This is a genomic window from Bradyrhizobium oligotrophicum, assembly GCF_051168495.1.
GTDB lineage: Bacteria > Pseudomonadota > Alphaproteobacteria > Rhizobiales > Xanthobacteraceae > Bradyrhizobium > Bradyrhizobium oligotrophicum_A.
Genome location: NZ_JBNPVB010000007.1, coordinates 34,153 through 50,098 on the forward strand (window position 1 = coordinate 34,153; position 15,946 = coordinate 50,098).

A 15,946-nucleotide genomic window follows, 5' to 3' on the forward strand; every position below is an offset into this window, starting at 1 on the left:
GTCGGTTGGCGCCGGATTGCGGCACCCACCCCATCAACTTTGTCGCAGGAGTCCCCACTCCCGCTCACAACACTCATCGCGCCCGCGCGCTTGGTTTTACCCCATCACGGCGCGGGCCCGTTTGCCGTGGAAATACTGCCGGAGCCACGGATGCTCCGAGGCCTGCATGTCAGCCATCGATCCCGCAGCGATGATCTTGCCGTCGCCCAGCACGGCAATGCGGTCGCATGCCGTATACAGACTATCGAGATCATGGGTTACCATGAAAACCGTCAGTCCCAAAGTGCGCTGGAGGGTGCGCACGAGCTCGTCGAAATCCCCCGCGCCGATCGGATCGAGCCCGGACGTGGGCTCATCGAGAAAGACGAGCTCCGGATCGAGCGCCAGCGCCCGCGCCAGCGCGACGCGCTTGATCATGCCGCCGGACAGCTCGCTCGGGAAACGATCAGCAACGTCCGGCCGCAATCCGACCATCACCAACTTGGCGACCATGATCTCGTCGAGCAGCCGCTGCGAGACCTTCAGATACTCCCGCACCGGGAACTGGATATTCTGCCGCACCGTCAGCGAGGAGAACAGCGCGCCCTGCTGGAACAGCACGCCCCAGCGCCGCTCGACGGCGCGGCGGCCGGCCCGGTCGGCGGCATCGAGATCGACGCCGAACACTTCGATGTTCCCCGACAGTTTGGGCACGAGACCGATGATGGTGCGGGTCAGCACCGACTTGCCGGCGCCGGAGGGACCGACGAAGCCGAGGATCTCGCCGCGCTTCACGTCGAGATCGAGACCGTTGAGCACCCGTGTCTTGCCGAACTGCACGGTAACGTCGCGCACGCGAATGATTGGATCGGACATCTCCTGCGTCATGTCACATCCCGACCGCCGCGAAGAAGATCGCGAATACGCCGTCCATCACGATCACGAAGAAGATGCCCTTCACGACCGACGACGTGGTGTGGCGCCCGAGCGACTCTGCACTCCCCTGAACGGCGAGGCCCTCGACGCAGGCCACGATCCCGATCACGGCCGCCATCACCGGCGCCTTCAGCAGGCCGACGGTGAAATGATCGATCGAGATCGCATCGCGCAGCCGCAGCAGGAAGGCCTCGGGATCGACGCCGCCGTAGAACCAGGCGACCAGCCCGCCGCCATAGAGCGCGGCGATGTCGCCGAGGAATGCCAGGATCGGCAGCGCGATCACCAGCGCCAGCATGCGCGGCAGGATCAGGACCTCGATCGGATCGAAGCCCATGGTCCTGAGCGCATCGATCTCCTCGCGCATCTTCATCGAGCCGAGCTCGGCCGTGTAGGCGCTGCCCGACCGCCCGGCGATCATGATCGCGACCAGCAGCACGCCGATCTCGCGCAGCACCAGCACGCCGAGCATGTCGACGACGAAGATGTCGGCGCCGAAGCGGCGGAAATGGAAGATGCCCTGCTGGGCGATGATGCAGCCGATCAGGAAGGTGATCAGCACGACGATCGGCACCGCGCGCCAGCACACCTGCTCGAGATGGTGGATGGTCGACGTCAGCCGGAAGCTGCGGGGATGAATGAGCACGCGGCCGCTGGCGACGATCACGGCGCCGAGCATGTCGACCAGCGCCGCGACGGTGCCCAGGATGCCGGCGACGCTGAGGCCGATCTGCCCCAGCATGCCGGTGATGGTCACCGTCGTCGCATCGCCACCGGGCGCGGCGTTGACGCGGCGAACCTCGTCGACGAGGCTCGCGTAGTTGGCCGACAGGCCGTCGATCCTCGGTTCGACGGTTCCCATCGTGAAGCTGCGGCGCAGCCGCTCGATCAGCCAGGCGCCGAACGTATCGAGCTTGGAGACCTGCGACACGTCGATCGAAACGTCGACTTTCTTGCCGGCGAGCTTCTCGGCATCGGCAACGAGCCGCTCGAGCGACGGCGCGAACGGCGCGGTCCAGGCGCCGGTCGCGCGCAGCGACAGCGCGTTGCCTTCACCGCTGCGTTGCAGATCGGGGCCGCCCTTCACCACGACCATCCTCGGAACGGCGGACATCCGCTCCCTGACGAGAAAAATCCCACCGCGTCGCCACCACCTTGCCGGAGCCCCCCATCAACAGCCATAGTCGCTCCGATCGTGCAAGTCCCAAGCATCTCATTCCGGTTCACGAATCGCCAGACTTTCAAATGACTTCCAACGGTTTTCCAACATTGGACGCCCAGATCGGTCATTGGCCGATCGCCGGCAGCTTCACGATCAGCCGCGGCTCCAAGGCCGAAGCCGTGACGGTGGTCGCAGAGCTGCGCCATGGATCGGTCACGGGTCGCGGCGAATGCGTGCCCTATCCGCGCTATGGCGAAACACCCGAAGCGGCGTTGAACGCCCTGCTCTCGATGCGCGATGCCGTCGCCTCCGGCCTCGACCATGTTGCGCTCCAGTCGGCGATGCCGCCCGGTGCCGCGCGCAACGCGCTGGATTGCGCGCTGCTCGACCTCGCGGCCAAGCGCAGCGGCCGGCGCATCTGGGACCTGCTCGGACGCCGCGCGCCTCAGCCTTGCGTGACCGCCTACACGATCTCGCTCGGCGCCCCGGACGTCATGGCCAAGGCCGCCGCCAAGGCGGCGCATCGCCCCCTGCTCAAGATCAAGCTCGGCGGCGACGGCGATCCGGCACGGATCGCGGCCGTGCGTACAGCGGCCCCGCAGTCACAGCTCATCGTCGACGCCAACGAATCCTGGACCGAGGCCAACCTCGAAGCCAATCTCGCCGCCTGCGCCGCTGCCGGTGTCACCCTGGTCGAGCAGCCGCTGCCGGCGGGACAAGACGAGGCCCTTGCGAGCATGGCACGCCCGCTCGCGGTCTGCGCCGACGAGAGCGTCCACGACCGCAACTCGCTGGATACGCTGCGCGGACGTTATGACGCGATCAACATCAAGCTCGACAAGACTGGTGGACTGACGGAGGCGATGCTCATGGCGGATGCTGCCCGCGCGCTCGGTTTCGACATCATGGTCGGCTGCATGGTGGGAACGTCGCTCTCGATGGCGCCGGCCATGCTGCTGACGCCGCTGGCCCGCTATGTCGACCTCGACGGCCCCCTGCTGCTGGCGGAGGATTGCGCGCACGGACTGCACTACGAGGACAGCCTCGTCTATCCGCCCGATCAGGCTTTGTGGGGCTGAAGCGACAGGCGCGTGCGCGCAAGCCACATCAGCGCGCCGCCGAGACCGGCCATGACGGCCATCGCGTAGTAGACGCCGGGTCCGTAGGCCGCGTAGAGCGGTCCCGACAGCATCGATGCCGCCGAGCCGACGACGCCGCTGGCGGCAGCATAATAGCCCTGCCCGCGCGCCGTCAGATGCGGCGGCACCTGCCGGATCAGCAGCCCCATCGTTCCGACCAGCGTCAGCCCGAAGGTGAAGCCATGGCTGATCTGAACTGCTGCAAGGCCGGCGGCGTGCGGCTCCTGGGCCGTCAGGCTCCAGCGCAGCACGGCGGCGACCGCGCCGATCACGACCAGGCTGGCGGGCGCCAGCGTGAACCGCGGCGACAGCGCAAATACCACGATCTCGGCGAGCACGCCCATGGTCCAGAGCCAAGCGATGGTGAGCCCGCTGAGCCCCTGCGCCGTCCACTCGATCGCGGAGAACGTATAGTAGGCCGCATGGCTGCCCTGGATCAGCGCCGAGGATGCAATGATGCAGAGGAAGCGCGGGCTGCCGAGCAGGCTGCGACCGTCCTGCACCGGACCTGAGCTGCGCGGCAACGAGGGCAGCCCCTGCAGCAGCACGCTGCTGGCGGCCCCGCACAGCGCCACCGAGACGATGATCCAGATCAGCCCGGACGCGGACACGATGTCGGCCAACCCGCCGCACAGCAGGGTCCCGACGATGAACGCCGCCGATCCCCACAGCCGCAGCCGCCCGTAGTTCAGACCATGGCTCATGACGCCGCGGAGCGCGTAGGCGTCCGTCAGCGGGACGACGGGGGTCCACAGACTGCAGAGCCCGACATAGACGAGAAAGACGAGCCAGGGCTGGTGTTGGAGCGCGAGAACGGCAAAGCCCGACGCAGTTGCGAAAGTCGTCAGCCGCAATGCGGCGCGTAGCGCCTGGCGGCGCTCGGCGAGCGCCGTCACCAGCGGCAGGATCGTGAAGCGCGTGACCGCCGGAACCGCGATGATGACGCCGATCCACGAGGCGTCCAGTCCGATCGCCCGTAGCCAGACGGGGAAAAATGGCAGATGCGTCCCTGAAAGGACAAACACTGCGCCGTAGAACAGCCCCAACCTGCCCGCGAATCGGCGCGACAATACCGGCGATGTGGTGGAGATTTGTCGGGACAGTGGCATCAATTCAATTGCGATTCGATCAATATCATGGTGATCGTTATGCCAACGCGCAGCAATGTGCGCGATAGGTTTGCCATGGTCGATGAAGTCTTCGCCCTCTCGCCGATATCTGCCCGCGCGGCTCAGCCGAACGAGGCCGATTACGAGGCGATCCGCGACGCCTTCATGGAGACGTCCCGCGGCCGCTGGTTCCTTGGCGAATACGCCAAGCGCAACCGCAATGCCGACACCAGCATGGTGCTCGACGCGGTAGCGCGGATCGAGCATGCGCTGGCCACGCAGCGTCAGCAGCAGCAGGACCTCGAACAGGCCGACAGCAAGGCGCTGCCCGAAGTGCTGGCGGCGATCCGCGCGGCCATCGAGGACGCCGCGCTCGCAACGGCCTCCGCCATTGACGGCATGGCCCTCGAACAGAACCTGGCGCCGGTGCGCAAGGGCACCCGTATCATCAAGGAGATTTCCTGGCGCTGGCGCGAGATCGGCGCCGATTCCCGGATCTGCGACCTGATCGATTCGCAGGTGACCTCGATCGAGGCCGCCTGCGATCAGCTTGCGAGCGCGGACCCCAGAGTCGCGCTGCTTGCGGCGTTCGAAATCATCAGCACGCGGCTGAAGCAGCTGGACGAGCAGCAGGCGGCGGCCTCGCCCGCGACCGACGATTCCGCACCTTCGGCAGGCGCGACGGCGCCATCGGCACACACCGTCGAACCGGCCCCGGTTGCTGAATCGGCGGTGCCGGTTGAGCGAGATATGACGCAGCGGCCGGAGCCCGCGCAGATGGAAGCGGCCCACCCGGCGCCTGCGACCTCCATGCCGCTGGTTGCCGCCGTAGCCGCGATCGAAATAGCGTCAGACGAAGCGACGGCATTGGTCGTGGCCGCAACCGTCGAGACTGAGGCGCCGGACACCAGCGCCGTGGCCATGGCGATGGCGGCGAACCCCGTCGCGCCGCCTCAGATGGTCGCCAAACCTTCGATCGCAGAAGCTTCGATCACAGAGCCTTCGACTACCGAGCCTTCGATCGCCGAGGCCCTCGTCGAGATCGAGCAACAGGCCGCCGCCGACATCGACGACCCTGCCGCTGCAGAAGCGCAGGACGCGGCGATCCTGGAACTGGTCGCGGCCGAGATGGGAGCGCCGGATCCGATCGAGGAAGAAGAGTTCAGCCGCGCCCGCACGCTCGGCTTCGACATCGAGGAACCGACCTCCGTGGACGACGACATCGTCGCGAGCTTCAGCGAGCCGATGCCGCCGGAACCCGAACCCGCGCCGGCACCAGTAGCAGCGGCGCCTGTTGCGACGACGACGGCCGCTCCGGTTGCTCAGGTTGCTCCGCCGGTGGAGACCCCGCCGCCGGCGCCGACTGTCATTCGCAGCGCACCTCCGCCTGCGCCGCTCCCGGAGGCCATTGCCGTCGAAACGCTTGCCGCGATCGCAGCAGCCGTCGCCGCTCCGCCCCCCGCCCCGCCTGTTCAAGCCGAGGCCGCGCCGAGCCGGCAGGTCCACGCAACCGCTGCCGCTGCACCGAGCACGACGGCGTTCGCAATGCCGAAGCCCGCCTACGAGCCGTCGCTGGGGTCGACCCTGCTCTCGAACGGCCTCCTGCAGCGCCCGCAGGTGCCGGCGAACGATCCGCTGTCGCCGATCCGGCGCATGACCCAGCCCGAGAAGATCGCATTCTTCTCCTGATCGATCTCCTCGTGAGACCGGACGAGCTTCGGCAGTCCAGCTCAAACACACATCTCGGGTAACCGCGCGCTCCGGAGGTGACGCGGATCACGTACGCCCGTGCCTGATCCACCTAGCCTGCTCCTCAACCATTCGCTTTGCGCATGTTCGAGGAGAACGCCGTGTCCGTTCCGATATTCCGCGCTCACAGATCCGTCTGGACGTCCCTGCTCACAGCCGCGCTGCTCGGCTTGATGGCCTCGGTCGGTTCGAGCCCGGGCTGGAGCGCCAGCAGCGACATCGACAGCCTGCAGACGCCGCCGCGTGCGCTGGCTGCGCCGTCGCCAGCGAATGCGGACAATGCCCCCGTCGCACCCCAGCAGGGAGCCGAGCCGCGCGTCGCGCTCGTGATCGGGAATTCGAGCTATCAGAATGCACCGCCGCTGGAGAACCCCGACAACGACGCCCATGCCGTCGCCAAGCTGCTGAATTCGGCCGGCTTCGAGGTGATCACGGCGACCGATCTCACGCAGAACGAGATGCTGAAGGTCGTGCAGGATTTTTCGAGCCGCGTCGCGGCCCACGGGCCGAACGCGGTGGCGATGGTGTATTACGCCGGCCATGGCGTTCAACTCGCGGGCGAGAACTACCTCATCCCGATCGATGCCCGCATCGCCGCCCCCTCCGATCTCACGACCAGCACGGTGCGGCTGGTCGACCTGATGGCGACGCTCGACGCGATCCCGAGCCGGATGCGAATCGTCGTGCTCGACGCCTGCCGCAACAATCCATTCCCCGCGGTCAACGACGCCGGGCGCGGGCTTGCGATCGTCGATGCGCCGAACGGCTCCATCGTCGGCTACTCGACCTCGCCCGGCGAAGAGGCGCTCGACGGGCGCGGCGAGCACAGTCCCTATACGCAGGCGTTCCTGAATCTGGCGCGGCAGCCCAACCTGCCGATCGAGCAGTTGTTCAAGCGCGTTCGTCTGCAGGTCAACCAGACGACCGACGGGCGGCAGACGCCGTGGGAGAGCTCGTCGCTGACCAGCGACTTCACCTTCTTCGGCGATACGCTGGTCGCCGCCGCACGCCCCGCCGAAAATGCGCCGGTGATCCAGATGGCGGCCGACCTGCCCAGCCGCTCCGTGCGGCAGGCCTACGACTACGTGCTGTCGGAAAACCGTCCGCAGTATTATCGCGAGTTCATCGAGATGTACCCGCGCGATCCGCTCGCCGAGCGCATCCGCGCCTTGCTTGCCGGCCTCGTGCAGGCGACCGCCTGGCATCAGACGGTTCTGGCGAATTCGCCGGCGGCCTATCAGAGCTTCAGCGACTCCTATGCCGACAGCCCCTATGCGCCGGTCGCGCTCCGGCTGCGGGTTCAACCGCGGCCGATCCCGGTGCTGCAGCCGAGCCGCCTGATCCTGCCGCCCCACATGGCGCCCGTCAGGCGACCGTTCAATCCCGGCGCGCAGATCCAGGGCCGCCCCGATCCGCTGTCAAAGCTGCCGGCCGGCAACCTGCCGCCGCGTCAGCCGCTGCCGCCGACGGTCGTCACCAAGAACACCGGCATCGGCAACACAGGTGCGATCAAAAAGGTGCTCGATGCGCGGCCTCTGGGCCCGAAGCCGCCGTCGAATCCTCCGTTGGCGACGAAGATCCAGCGCGATCCGCCGAAGCGCAATCCCGGCCGCCCGTTCGAGACCCGTGGTCCGTTTCCCGGCAATTCCGGACCGTCGCATCCGCTGGCGCGGGGCCCGGGACCGATGCGCGGCCCTGGCCCGCCGCACATCGTACAGCCCGGCCCGCGGACGGGCGGCGGAGGCTTTGCGAAGAGCAGCCTCGGCTTCCGCTGAGGCCTGAACGTCAGGCGATCAGCCTGGCGTAGAGGTCGGCATCGACATTGCCGCCGGAGAGAACGATCACCACCGTCTTGCCCGCCACATCCAGCCGGCCGGCCAGCAAGGCCGCGAGCCCGACCGAACCACCGGGCTCGACCACGAGCTTCAGTTCGCGGAACGCGAAGCCGACCGCGCTGCCGACCTCCTCATCCGAAGCCTCGACCGCAGCCGACAACAGTCGGCTGTTGATGGCGAAGGTGATCTCACCGGGAATCGCCGCCATCAGCGCATCGCAGATGGTGCGCCCCTTGGCCTCATGCGCCTCGCGATGACCCGCCCGCAGCGAGCGCGCATGGTCGTCGAAGCCCTTGGGCTCGGCGACGATCATCTGCGTCTGCGGGAAGCGCGCCTTCACCGCGGTGGACACGCCCGCCAACAACCCGCCGCCGGAGGCCGGCACGATCACCATGTCGGGTGACATGCCGAGCCCGGCAAAATCCTCGGCAATCTCACGGCCGACAGTGCCCTGCCCTGCGATCACGTAAGGGTCGTCATAGGGCGGCACCACCGTCGAACCGCGCTTGCCGGCGATGTCGCGCGCGATCGCCTCGCGGTCCTCGCGGTCGCGATCGTAGAGCACGACCGTGGCCCCGAACGCCTTGGTGCGCTCGCGCTTGGCCACCGGCGCATCCGAGGGCATCACGATCGTGGCGTCCATGCCGAGCAATGTCGCGGCATGGGCAACGCCCTGCGCGTGATTGCCGGAGGAGAATGCAACGACGCCATTGGCGCGTGCGTCTTGAGGGATCGAGGCCAGCTTGTTGTAGGCGCCGCGGAACTTGAATGAGCCGGTCCGCTGCAGCACTTCCGGCTTCACGAACACATTGGCCTTGAACTGAGCGCTCAGCACGGGAGCCGGCAGCAGCGGCGTCCGCACCGCCACGGGTGCGAGAATGGCCGCCGCTGCATCGATGTCGGCGGCGGTCACGGGCAGGATCGGGGCATGAGCTGTCATGCCGCCATTTTACCGCGCCCGATCGCCGCGAGGCAAGGGAGCCGGTTCGGTCGCCTTCAGGCCGCGCGGGCCGCCAGTTGTGGAACCGGCGCCGGCTGCTTCAGCGGATCGGTCCAGGTCAGGATCTCGAACCGACCGTCCTCATGCTCGACCAGCGCCGTGCAGCTCTCGACCCAGTCACCGCAATTCATGTAACGGATGCCGTCCTGGTCGCGGATCACGGCGCAATGGATGTGGCCGCAGATCACGCCGTCGGCGCCATGCCGCCGCGCCTCGGAGGCCAGCGCCGTCTCGAACGCGCCGATGTAGTTGACCGCGTTCTTGACCTTCTGCTTGGCCCATTGCGACAGCGACCAATAGGGCACGCCGAACATGCGGCGGAAGAAGTTGACCAGGCGGTTCATCTGGATCGCGAAGTCGTAGGCCTTGTCGCCGAGATGGGCGAGCCAGCGGGCGTTCTGCACGACCAGATCGAAGATGTCGCCGTGGATGACGAGATAGCGTTTGCCGTCGGTGCCGGTGTGAACGATGTTCTCGACGACGTCGATGCCGCCGAAATGCGTGCCGTAATAGCCGCGCAGGAACTCGTCGTGATTGCCGGGGACATAGACGATCTTGGCGCCCTTGCGGGCCTTGCGCAGCATCTTCTGCACCAGATCGTTATGCGACTGCGGCCAGTGCCAGCTCGATTTCAGCGCCCAGCCGTCGATAATGTCGCCGACCAGATAGATCGTGTCGGCGTCATGATGACGCAGGAAATCGACGAGGAGATTGGCCTGTGAGCCGCGGGCTCCCAGATGAACGTCGGAGATGAACAACGTCCGAAAGCGCTTCGTCGGGCTTTCTTCACCGGCAGTCTCAAGTCCCATGCGCGCCCACCTAACAGTCCCTGATGACACTGCGATGACGACCGGCCGCACTGGCAGAACCCATCCTGCCGGACCGCTGCTGACACCGTCGGATGACGACTCGCGATGTCCTCGTCACTTCTCCGCGATACCAGCGGGGTGCGACAATCAGGCGACAGGCGGGCGGCGCGCACAGGGAATTTCGGCCGCCTCCTATCTCGGCACGGTCACGACGCGCAGATTGTTGGTGGTGCCGGCCTGCGCGAACGGAATGCCGGCGACGACAACCAGCAGATCACCCGCTTGCGCAAACTCCTCCTGCACCGCGAACGACGTCGCGCGCTCGACCATCTCCTCATAGCTCTGCACGTCCTGCGACAGCACGCTGTGCGCGCCCCACAACAGGCACATGCGGCGCGAGGTGTCCTCGTTCGGCGTGATCGCCAGGATCGGCAGGCTCGGCCGCTTGCGCGCGACGCGCGAGGCCGAGGTGCCGCTCGACGTATAGGCCACGATCGCCTTGGCGTGAATCGCAGACGCCAGATCGGCCGCGGCCGTCGCCACCGCATGCGGCGGGGTCTGCTCCTCGTCGGGCTGCGTCGCCTGGATGATCGAGCCGTACATCTTGTGCTTCTCGGTCGCCTTGATGATGCTGTCCATCATCGCCACCGCCTCGCGGGGAAACTGCCCGCTGGCGGATTCCGCCGACAGCATCACCGCATCGGCGCCGTCATAGATCGCAGTCGCCACGTCGGAGACTTCGGCGCGCGTCGGCGTCGGCGTCGCCACCATCGAATCCAGCATCTGCGTCGCCACGATCACCGGCTTCACCGCGAGCCGGCAGGCGCGTACCAGTTCCTTCTGCTTGCCCGGCACGTCCTCATTGGGAATCTCGACGCCGAGATCGCCGCGCGCGACCATGATCGCATCGGAGAGCTGGATGATATCGTCGATGCGCTCCAGGGCAGCGGGCTTCTCGATCTTGGACATGATGCCGGCGCGGCCGTTGACCAGGCCCCTCGCCTCGATCACGTCGGACGGCTTCTGCACGAAGGACAGCGCCACCCAGTCGACGCCGAGGTCGAGGCCGAAGGCGAGATCGGAGCGATCCTTCGTCGTCAGCGGCGACAGCCCGAGAATCGTGCCGGGCAGATTGACGCCCTTGTGATTGGAGATCGCGCCGCTGACGATCACCTTGGCCTCGATCCAGTCGTCACCGAGCCCGACCACGCGGACACGCACGCGGCCGTCATCGATCAGAAGATCGTGACCGGGTGCGACCGCCGCAAAGATCTCCGGATGCGGCAACGGAATCGACGTCTTGTCGCCTTCGGTGCCGTTCAACACGAAGCGGATGGTGTCGCCTGCGTCGACCTGGATCTTCTTGTCGCGCAGGGTGCCGACGCGAATCTTCGGCCCCTGCAGATCCATCAGGATGCCGATCGGACGCTGCACGTCCTTCTCCAGCGCGCGGATCGCGGCGTGCACCTTGGCGTGATCGGCCTGCGTGCCATGGCTGAAATTGAGACGGAACGTGTCGACACCGGCGAGGAACAGCGCCTTCAGCATCTCGGGCGAATTGCTGGCGGGGCCGACGGTCGCGACGATCTTGGCTCGACGGTGACGACGCATGATGTGTCCTTTCTCCCAGCCCAATTGGCGCGCCTCGATGACACGCATGCCCTGGAGCACGCGCGGCGCAGCGGAAGCGTGCTGATATACGCCCCGCGGCGTCCATTGCAAGCGCGATGCCAGGCACGCTCAGATTGCACAGCACCCAGGCACCCGTCACACGTTGGAGCCGTGGATGGCGTCGATCACCGCATCCGTGACCTCCTTGGTGGTCGCCTTGCCGCTCACATCGGGCGTGAGGATCCCGGCGGCACACACCTTCTCCACCGCGGCCATCAGCCTGATGGCAGCATCCTTCTCGCCGAGATGGTCGAGCATCTGCGCCCCGGTCCAGAAGGTCGCGACCGGATTGGCGATGCCCTTGCCGGTGATGTCGAACGCCGAGCCGTGGATCGGCTCGAACATCGACGGGAAGCGCCGTTCCGGATCGATATTGCCGGTCGGCGCCACGCCGAGACTGCCGGCCAGCGCGCCGGCGAGATCCGACAGGATGTCGGCATGCAGGTTGGTCGCGACGATGGTGTCGAGGCTCTTCGGCTGCAAGGTCATGCGCACGGTCATCGCGTCGACCAGCATCTTGTCCCAGGTCACGTCGGGGAATTCACGCGCCACTTCGGCTGCGATCTCATCCCACATCACCATGCCATGCCGCTGCGCATTCGACTTGGTGACCACGGTGAGAAGCTTGCGCGGCCGCGCATGGGCGAGCTTGAAAGCGTAGCGCATGATGCGGGTGACGCCGACGCGGGTGAAGACCGCGACCTCCGTTCCGACTTCCTCGGGCAGGCCCCGGTGCGCGCGTCCCCCCATCCCGGCATATTCGCCTTCGGAGTTCTCGCGCACGATCACCCAGTCGAGATCGCCGACGCCGACATTACGCAAGGGCGAGGCCACGCCGGGAAGGATCCGGGTCGGCCGCACGTTGGCGTACTGATCGAAACCCTGGCAGATCGGCAGCCGCAGGCCCCACAGCGTGATGTGGTCCGGCACATCGGGCACGCCGACGGCGCCGAAATAGATCGCGTCGAAACTCTTCAGCTCAGTGAGGCCGTCGGCCGGCATCATCACGCCGTGCTTCTTGTAGTAGTCCGAGCCCCAGTCGAAGGTCTTGACGTGGAAGCTGATGTCGCCGGCGCGCTTGGCCAGCGCCTCGAGCACACGGACGCCTGCGGAGATGACCTCGGGGCCGATGCCGTCGGCGGGAATGGCGGCGATGGAATAAGTACGCATCTGATTGTCTTTGACCTCTGTCCGGGCGTTCCTCCCGGACAGCTCTTGCATGCCATGCCGCAAACGACAAGATGGCCCTACCCCTGCAGCGGCGCCTCCGCGACGTCGAGCAGCGCGCCGAGGCCCTGGCGCAGGCCGCGCATCGGCTGCTGCTCGGAGGACAGGCCAAGCGCCAGCAACGACCGCCCGGTCACCGCATAGACATGGCCGAACGGCAACGTCTGGGGCTGCCCATCCGGCTGGTTGGTGTCGATCAGCGCCAGCCAGTTGTGGCCCTCGGGCACGGCGGGCAGCTTGAAGTTCACGACGTCGTAATGCGCGTTGTAGACCAGCAGCAGGGTGGCGTCGGAGCCGCGCCGCTTGACGCCGGTTTCCTGGGCCCGGCCGTCGAGCAGCATGCCGAAGCAGCGCGCATTGTCGTCGGTCCACTGCTCCGTGGTCATCTCCTCGCCGGACGGGTCGAGCCAGGTCACGTCATTGACGCCGAGGTCCTCGTTGTGCGAGCCGATCAGGAAACGGCTGCGGAAGAGGATCGGAAAAGCCTTGCGCATCGCGATCAGCTTGCGCGTGAACTCGCGCAATCCCCGCCCCTGCGGCGTGATGCCCATCCAGTCGAGCCAGGTGGTCTCGTTGTCCTGCGCGTAGGCGTTGTTGGTCCCTTTCTGGGTCTGGCCGAACTCGTCGCCGGCGAGCAGCATCGGCGTGCCGTGCGACAGCAGCATCGTGGCCAGCAGATTGCGCTTCTGCCGTTCCCGCAGCGCGATGATCTCGGGATCGTCGGTCGGCCCCTCGACGCCGCAATTCCAGGAGTGGTTGTTGCTGTGGCCGTCGCGATTGTCCTCGCCGTTCGCCTCATTGTGCTTGTCATTGTAGGAGACGAGGTCGTTGAGATTGAAGCCGTCATGAGCAGTGATGAAGTTCACGCTCGCCCACGGACGGCGGCCGCGCTTGTTGAACAGATCGCCCGAGCCGGAGATCCGCTTGGCGAAATCGGCGAGCGTGCCGGAATCGCCCTTCCAGAACGCCCGCGCGGTGTCGCGGAACTTGTCGTTCCACTCGGCCCAGCCCGGCGGAAACTGGCCGACCTGGTAACCGCCGGGACCGATGTCCCAGGGCTCGGCGATCAACTTGACGCCATTCAGCACCGGATCCTGACGGCAGGCATCCAGGAAGCTGCCACCCTCGTCGAAGCCATGGGGCTCGCGCGCGAGAATGGTGGCGAGGTCGAAGCGGAAGCCGTCGACCCGCATCTCCGTCGCCCAATAGCGAAGTGAGTCGGCGACGAGCTGCAGCACGCGCTGGTGCGACAGGTTTACCGTGTTGCCGGTGCCGGTGTCGTTGATGTAGTAGCGCTTCTTGTCGGGCAGAAGCCGGTAGTAGCTGGCGTTGTCGATGCCCTTGAAGGACAAGGTCGGGCCGAGTTCGTTGCCCTCGGCGGTGTGGTTGTAGACGACGTCGAGGATCACCTCGATGCCGTGGGCATGGAACTGGTTGACCATGGTCTTGAATTCGGTCGCGAACGGCGTCTTGAGATAGCGCGGTTCGGGCGCGAAGAAGGCGATCGAGTTGTAGCCCCAATAGTTGCGCAGGCCCTTCTCGACCAGATAGCTGTCGTCGATGAAGGCATGGATCGGCAACAACTCGGCCGCGGTGATGCCGAGCGAGCGCAGATAGGATGGAATGTCCTGATGCGCGAGGCCGGCGAAGGTGCCGCGGTCTGCTTCGGGGACCAGCGGATGCAGCTTCGTGAAACCCTTGACATGCATCTCGTAGAAGATCGTCCGTTCCCACGGAGTCTCAGGCTTGCGCGAGGTGCCCCAGGTGAAGGCGGGATCGATCACCCGGCACTTCAGCATCAGGGGCGCACTGTCGCGATCGTCGAACGACAGATCCTTGTCGGCGTGGTCGAGCTGGTAGCCGAACAGCTCCGGACCCCAGCGCAGGTCGCCGACGAGCTGCCTGGCATAGGGGTCGATCACGAGCTTGTTGGGATTGAATCTGTGCCCGGCGTCCGGCTCGTAGGGTCCATGAACGCGATAACCGTAGACGGTGCCGGGCCGCGCGGTCGGCAGATAGCCATGCCAGACCTCGTCGGTGTATTCGGGCAGTTCGATGCGCTCGAGCTCGGTCTCGCCGGTTTCGTCGAACAGGCACAGCTCGACCTTGGTCGCATGCGCCGAAAAGATCGCAAAATTGACGCCGAGCCCGTCCCACGTGGCGCCGAGTGGAAACGGCCTGCCCTCGCTGATCTTGGCCTTGCGCAGGTTGAATGCCGCAAGCGTCAATGCATCACCATGGCTGGTGCGCTGGTCCATCTTCGCCCCCTTTATAGAAAGACCCAATTAGCAGACCTGAAAAATTAGCTTGCCGCCGGCGTATCGGTATCGTCCGGCACGATCACTTCGGCCTTGGTCTCGGTCACCGTCACCGATGCGATGACGCTGCCAGCCGGCGCGGCCTTCGCAGCCCGCTGCTGCGTGACTTCCTTGTTGATTGCAGCAATGGAGTTGCCGATGCGCCCGACCATTTCGGCCAGTTCGTCGGGCGACAGCTTCAACCGCTTCGTGACGACACGCACCTGGGCTTCATCGGTCATGTCGAGCTTGTTGCGGGTCGGCTGAATTCTGGCGCGGCGCATGGGTTTCTCCTGCATGCCAGCTAACAGCGACTGGGAAAATTGGTTCCCAACTCGACGCCGGGACCGGTATTTCGAACCATGCGCTGGCGATCTCGCGGCGTCTTCCGCCCGAGTCATGCCGGTGATGTTGCCCCCCGATCAGGCAGAGGGCACGGGGAATGCCGGGAGCTGGCCGCCCCATGGCCCGCCTGCAGAAAAAAAGCAGGCGGCAGTCACCACAGGTTCAGCCGAGACATCCCGGCATTCCCCGCGCGATGGTTTTCACGCTTACTTCGCGATCTCCCCGGTGTCCGGCTTGATAGCCACCGTCGCCCTCGGCGATCATCATCACCCCAAGGACTTGGCGCCAGCATCGGGGCGCCAGGACCACGCGACTTCACGTCCGCAAGCTGCCGTTCGTCCGCGCGGGTTTCCCCACGCTGCAGCACGCCTGCGGCCACCGCATCCCGCGCCCGACGTTCCGTGACGATCGCGAAGCGCCCCTCTCGAGGAGCACGGGATGCCGAGAGAGAACCACGAATTCCGAAAAAGCGCAACACATTTATTTTTTTTGGAAGTTGCCGACGCCTGTGTCCTCATCGTCATTCCAGGGCGCGCGCAGCGCGAGCCGGAATCCATGTCGATGATGTGAGTGAGGCCCGAAATGCTGGTGGCGACGGCTCACGCTCCACCACCATTCGTGGCCATGGATTCCGGGCTCATCGCTTCGCGATGCCCCGGAATGACGCGGGGAGAGATATTGGCTGCCG

General features: G+C 66.2%; 13 protein-coding genes. 4 read left to right on the top strand and 9 right to left on the bottom strand.

The features are described from left to right. Positions 1 to 96: 96 nt before the first annotated feature. Positions 97 to 867 (bottom strand): ABC transporter ATP-binding protein, encoded by a 771-nt coding sequence (locus ACQR1B_RS15345; protein ID WP_434832359.1) that lies wholly within the window; start codon positions 865 to 867, stop codon positions 97 to 99. 1 nt (position 868) lies between these two features. Beyond that, positions 869 to 2,002, bottom strand: coding sequence for an MlaE family ABC transporter permease (locus tag ACQR1B_RS15350; protein WP_434832618.1), 1,134 nt, complete (start codon positions 2,000 to 2,002; stop codon positions 869 to 871). A gap of 158 nt (positions 2,003 to 2,160) precedes the next feature. On the opposite strand from ACQR1B_RS15350, the gene dgcA reads away from it, so the two are divergent. Further along, the gene (gene dgcA / locus ACQR1B_RS15355; RefSeq protein ID WP_434832360.1) at positions 2,161 to 3,156 is read left to right on the top strand and encodes an N-acetyl-D-Glu racemase DgcA; all 996 of its coding nucleotides are present in this window, start codon (positions 2,161 to 2,163) and stop codon (positions 3,154 to 3,156) included. Here dgcA and ACQR1B_RS15360 read toward each other — a convergent pair. Continuing rightward, entirely contained in the window at positions 3,138 to 4,325 is a 1,188-nt protein-coding gene (locus tag ACQR1B_RS15360) for an MFS transporter (protein ID WP_434832361.1), read from the bottom strand. The two genes, dgcA and ACQR1B_RS15360, sit on opposite strands and share 19 nt — an antisense overlap. A 75-nt stretch (positions 4,326 to 4,400) precedes the next feature. Here ACQR1B_RS15360 and ACQR1B_RS15365 point away from each other — a divergent pair, with 75 nt between their 5' ends. Both ACQR1B_RS15365 and ACQR1B_RS15370 read left to right on the top strand, forming a co-directional pair. After that, positions 4,401 to 6,014, top strand: a complete 1,614-nt coding sequence (locus tag ACQR1B_RS15365) for a hypothetical protein (RefSeq protein ID WP_434832619.1) — start codon at positions 4,401 to 4,403, stop codon at positions 6,012 to 6,014. A gap of 161 nt (positions 6,015 to 6,175) precedes the next feature. After that, entirely contained in the window at positions 6,176 to 7,849 is a 1,674-nt protein-coding gene (locus tag ACQR1B_RS15370; protein WP_434832362.1) for a caspase family protein, read from the top strand. Between the two features lie 10 nt (positions 7,850 to 7,859). Here the strand turns inward: ACQR1B_RS15370 and ACQR1B_RS15375 are convergent, their stop codons facing one another. The 6 genes from ACQR1B_RS15375 to ACQR1B_RS15400 form a co-directional block, all read right to left on the bottom strand. Beyond that, positions 7,860 to 8,849 (bottom strand): threonine ammonia-lyase, encoded by a 990-nt coding sequence (locus ACQR1B_RS15375; protein WP_434832363.1) that lies wholly within the window; start codon positions 8,847 to 8,849, stop codon positions 7,860 to 7,862. A 56-nt stretch (positions 8,850 to 8,905) separates the two neighbouring features. Then, entirely contained in the window at positions 8,906 to 9,718 is an 813-nt protein-coding gene (locus tag ACQR1B_RS15380) for a UDP-2,3-diacylglucosamine diphosphatase (protein ID WP_434832364.1), read from the bottom strand. Positions 9,719 to 9,910: 192 nt separating this feature from the next. Further along, on the bottom strand, positions 9,911 to 11,329 hold the full coding sequence (gene pyk, locus ACQR1B_RS15385) for a pyruvate kinase (RefSeq protein ID WP_434832365.1): 1,419 nt from the start codon (positions 11,327 to 11,329) through the stop codon (positions 9,911 to 9,913). 156 nt (positions 11,330 to 11,485) lie between these two features. After that, positions 11,486 to 12,559 carry a tartrate dehydrogenase gene (locus ACQR1B_RS15390; protein WP_434832366.1) on the bottom strand — a complete coding sequence of 358 codons (1,074 nt, stop codon included), beginning with the start codon at positions 12,557 to 12,559 and terminating at the stop codon, positions 11,486 to 11,488. Positions 12,560 to 12,636: 77 nt separating this feature from the next. Further along, the gene (glgX, locus tag ACQR1B_RS15395; RefSeq protein ID WP_434832367.1) at positions 12,637 to 14,874 is read right to left on the bottom strand and encodes a glycogen debranching protein GlgX; all 2,238 of its coding nucleotides are present in this window, start codon (positions 14,872 to 14,874) and stop codon (positions 12,637 to 12,639) included. A gap of 44 nt (positions 14,875 to 14,918) precedes the next feature. Next, a complete protein-coding gene (locus ACQR1B_RS15400; RefSeq protein WP_434832368.1) occupies positions 14,919 to 15,197 on the bottom strand; it encodes a DUF3606 domain-containing protein in 279 nt (92 codons plus the stop codon). Between the two features lie 499 nt (positions 15,198 to 15,696). Here ACQR1B_RS15400 and ACQR1B_RS15405 point away from each other — a divergent pair, with 499 nt between their 5' ends. Continuing rightward, a complete protein-coding gene (locus tag ACQR1B_RS15405) occupies positions 15,697 to 15,828 on the top strand; it encodes a hypothetical protein (RefSeq protein WP_434832369.1) in 132 nt (43 codons plus the stop codon). Positions 15,829 to 15,946 lie beyond the last annotated feature (118 nt).

Coding starts and splice junctions, on each gene's coding strand:
- ACQR1B_RS15345 (WP_434832359.1), bottom strand. CDS start 867: ATGACGCAGGAGATGTCCGATCCAATCATTCGCGTGCGCGACGTTACC.
- dgcA (WP_434832360.1), top strand. CDS start 2,161: ATGACTTCCAACGGTTTTCCAACATTGGACGCCCAGATCGGTCATTGG.
- ACQR1B_RS15360 (WP_434832361.1), bottom strand. CDS start 4,325: ATGCCACTGTCCCGACAAATCTCCACCACATCGCCGGTATTGTCGCGC.
- ACQR1B_RS15365 (WP_434832619.1), top strand. CDS start 4,401: ATGGTCGATGAAGTCTTCGCCCTCTCGCCGATATCTGCCCGCGCGGCT.
- ACQR1B_RS15375 (WP_434832363.1), bottom strand. CDS start 8,849: ATGACAGCTCATGCCCCGATCCTGCCCGTGACCGCCGCCGACATCGAT.
- ACQR1B_RS15380 (WP_434832364.1), bottom strand. CDS start 9,718: ATGGGACTTGAGACTGCCGGTGAAGAAAGCCCGACGAAGCGCTTTCGG.
- pyk (WP_434832365.1), bottom strand. CDS start 11,329: ATGCGTCGTCACCGTCGAGCCAAGATCGTCGCGACCGTCGGCCCCGCC.
- ACQR1B_RS15390 (WP_434832366.1), bottom strand. CDS start 12,559: ATGCGTACTTATTCCATCGCCGCCATTCCCGCCGACGGCATCGGCCCC.
- glgX (WP_434832367.1), bottom strand. CDS start 14,874: ATGGACCAGCGCACCAGCCATGGTGATGCATTGACGCTTGCGGCATTC.
- ACQR1B_RS15400 (WP_434832368.1), bottom strand. CDS start 15,197: ATGCGCCGCGCCAGAATTCAGCCGACCCGCAACAAGCTCGACATGACC.
- ACQR1B_RS15405 (WP_434832369.1), top strand. CDS start 15,697: ATGCCGAGAGAGAACCACGAATTCCGAAAAAGCGCAACACATTTATTT.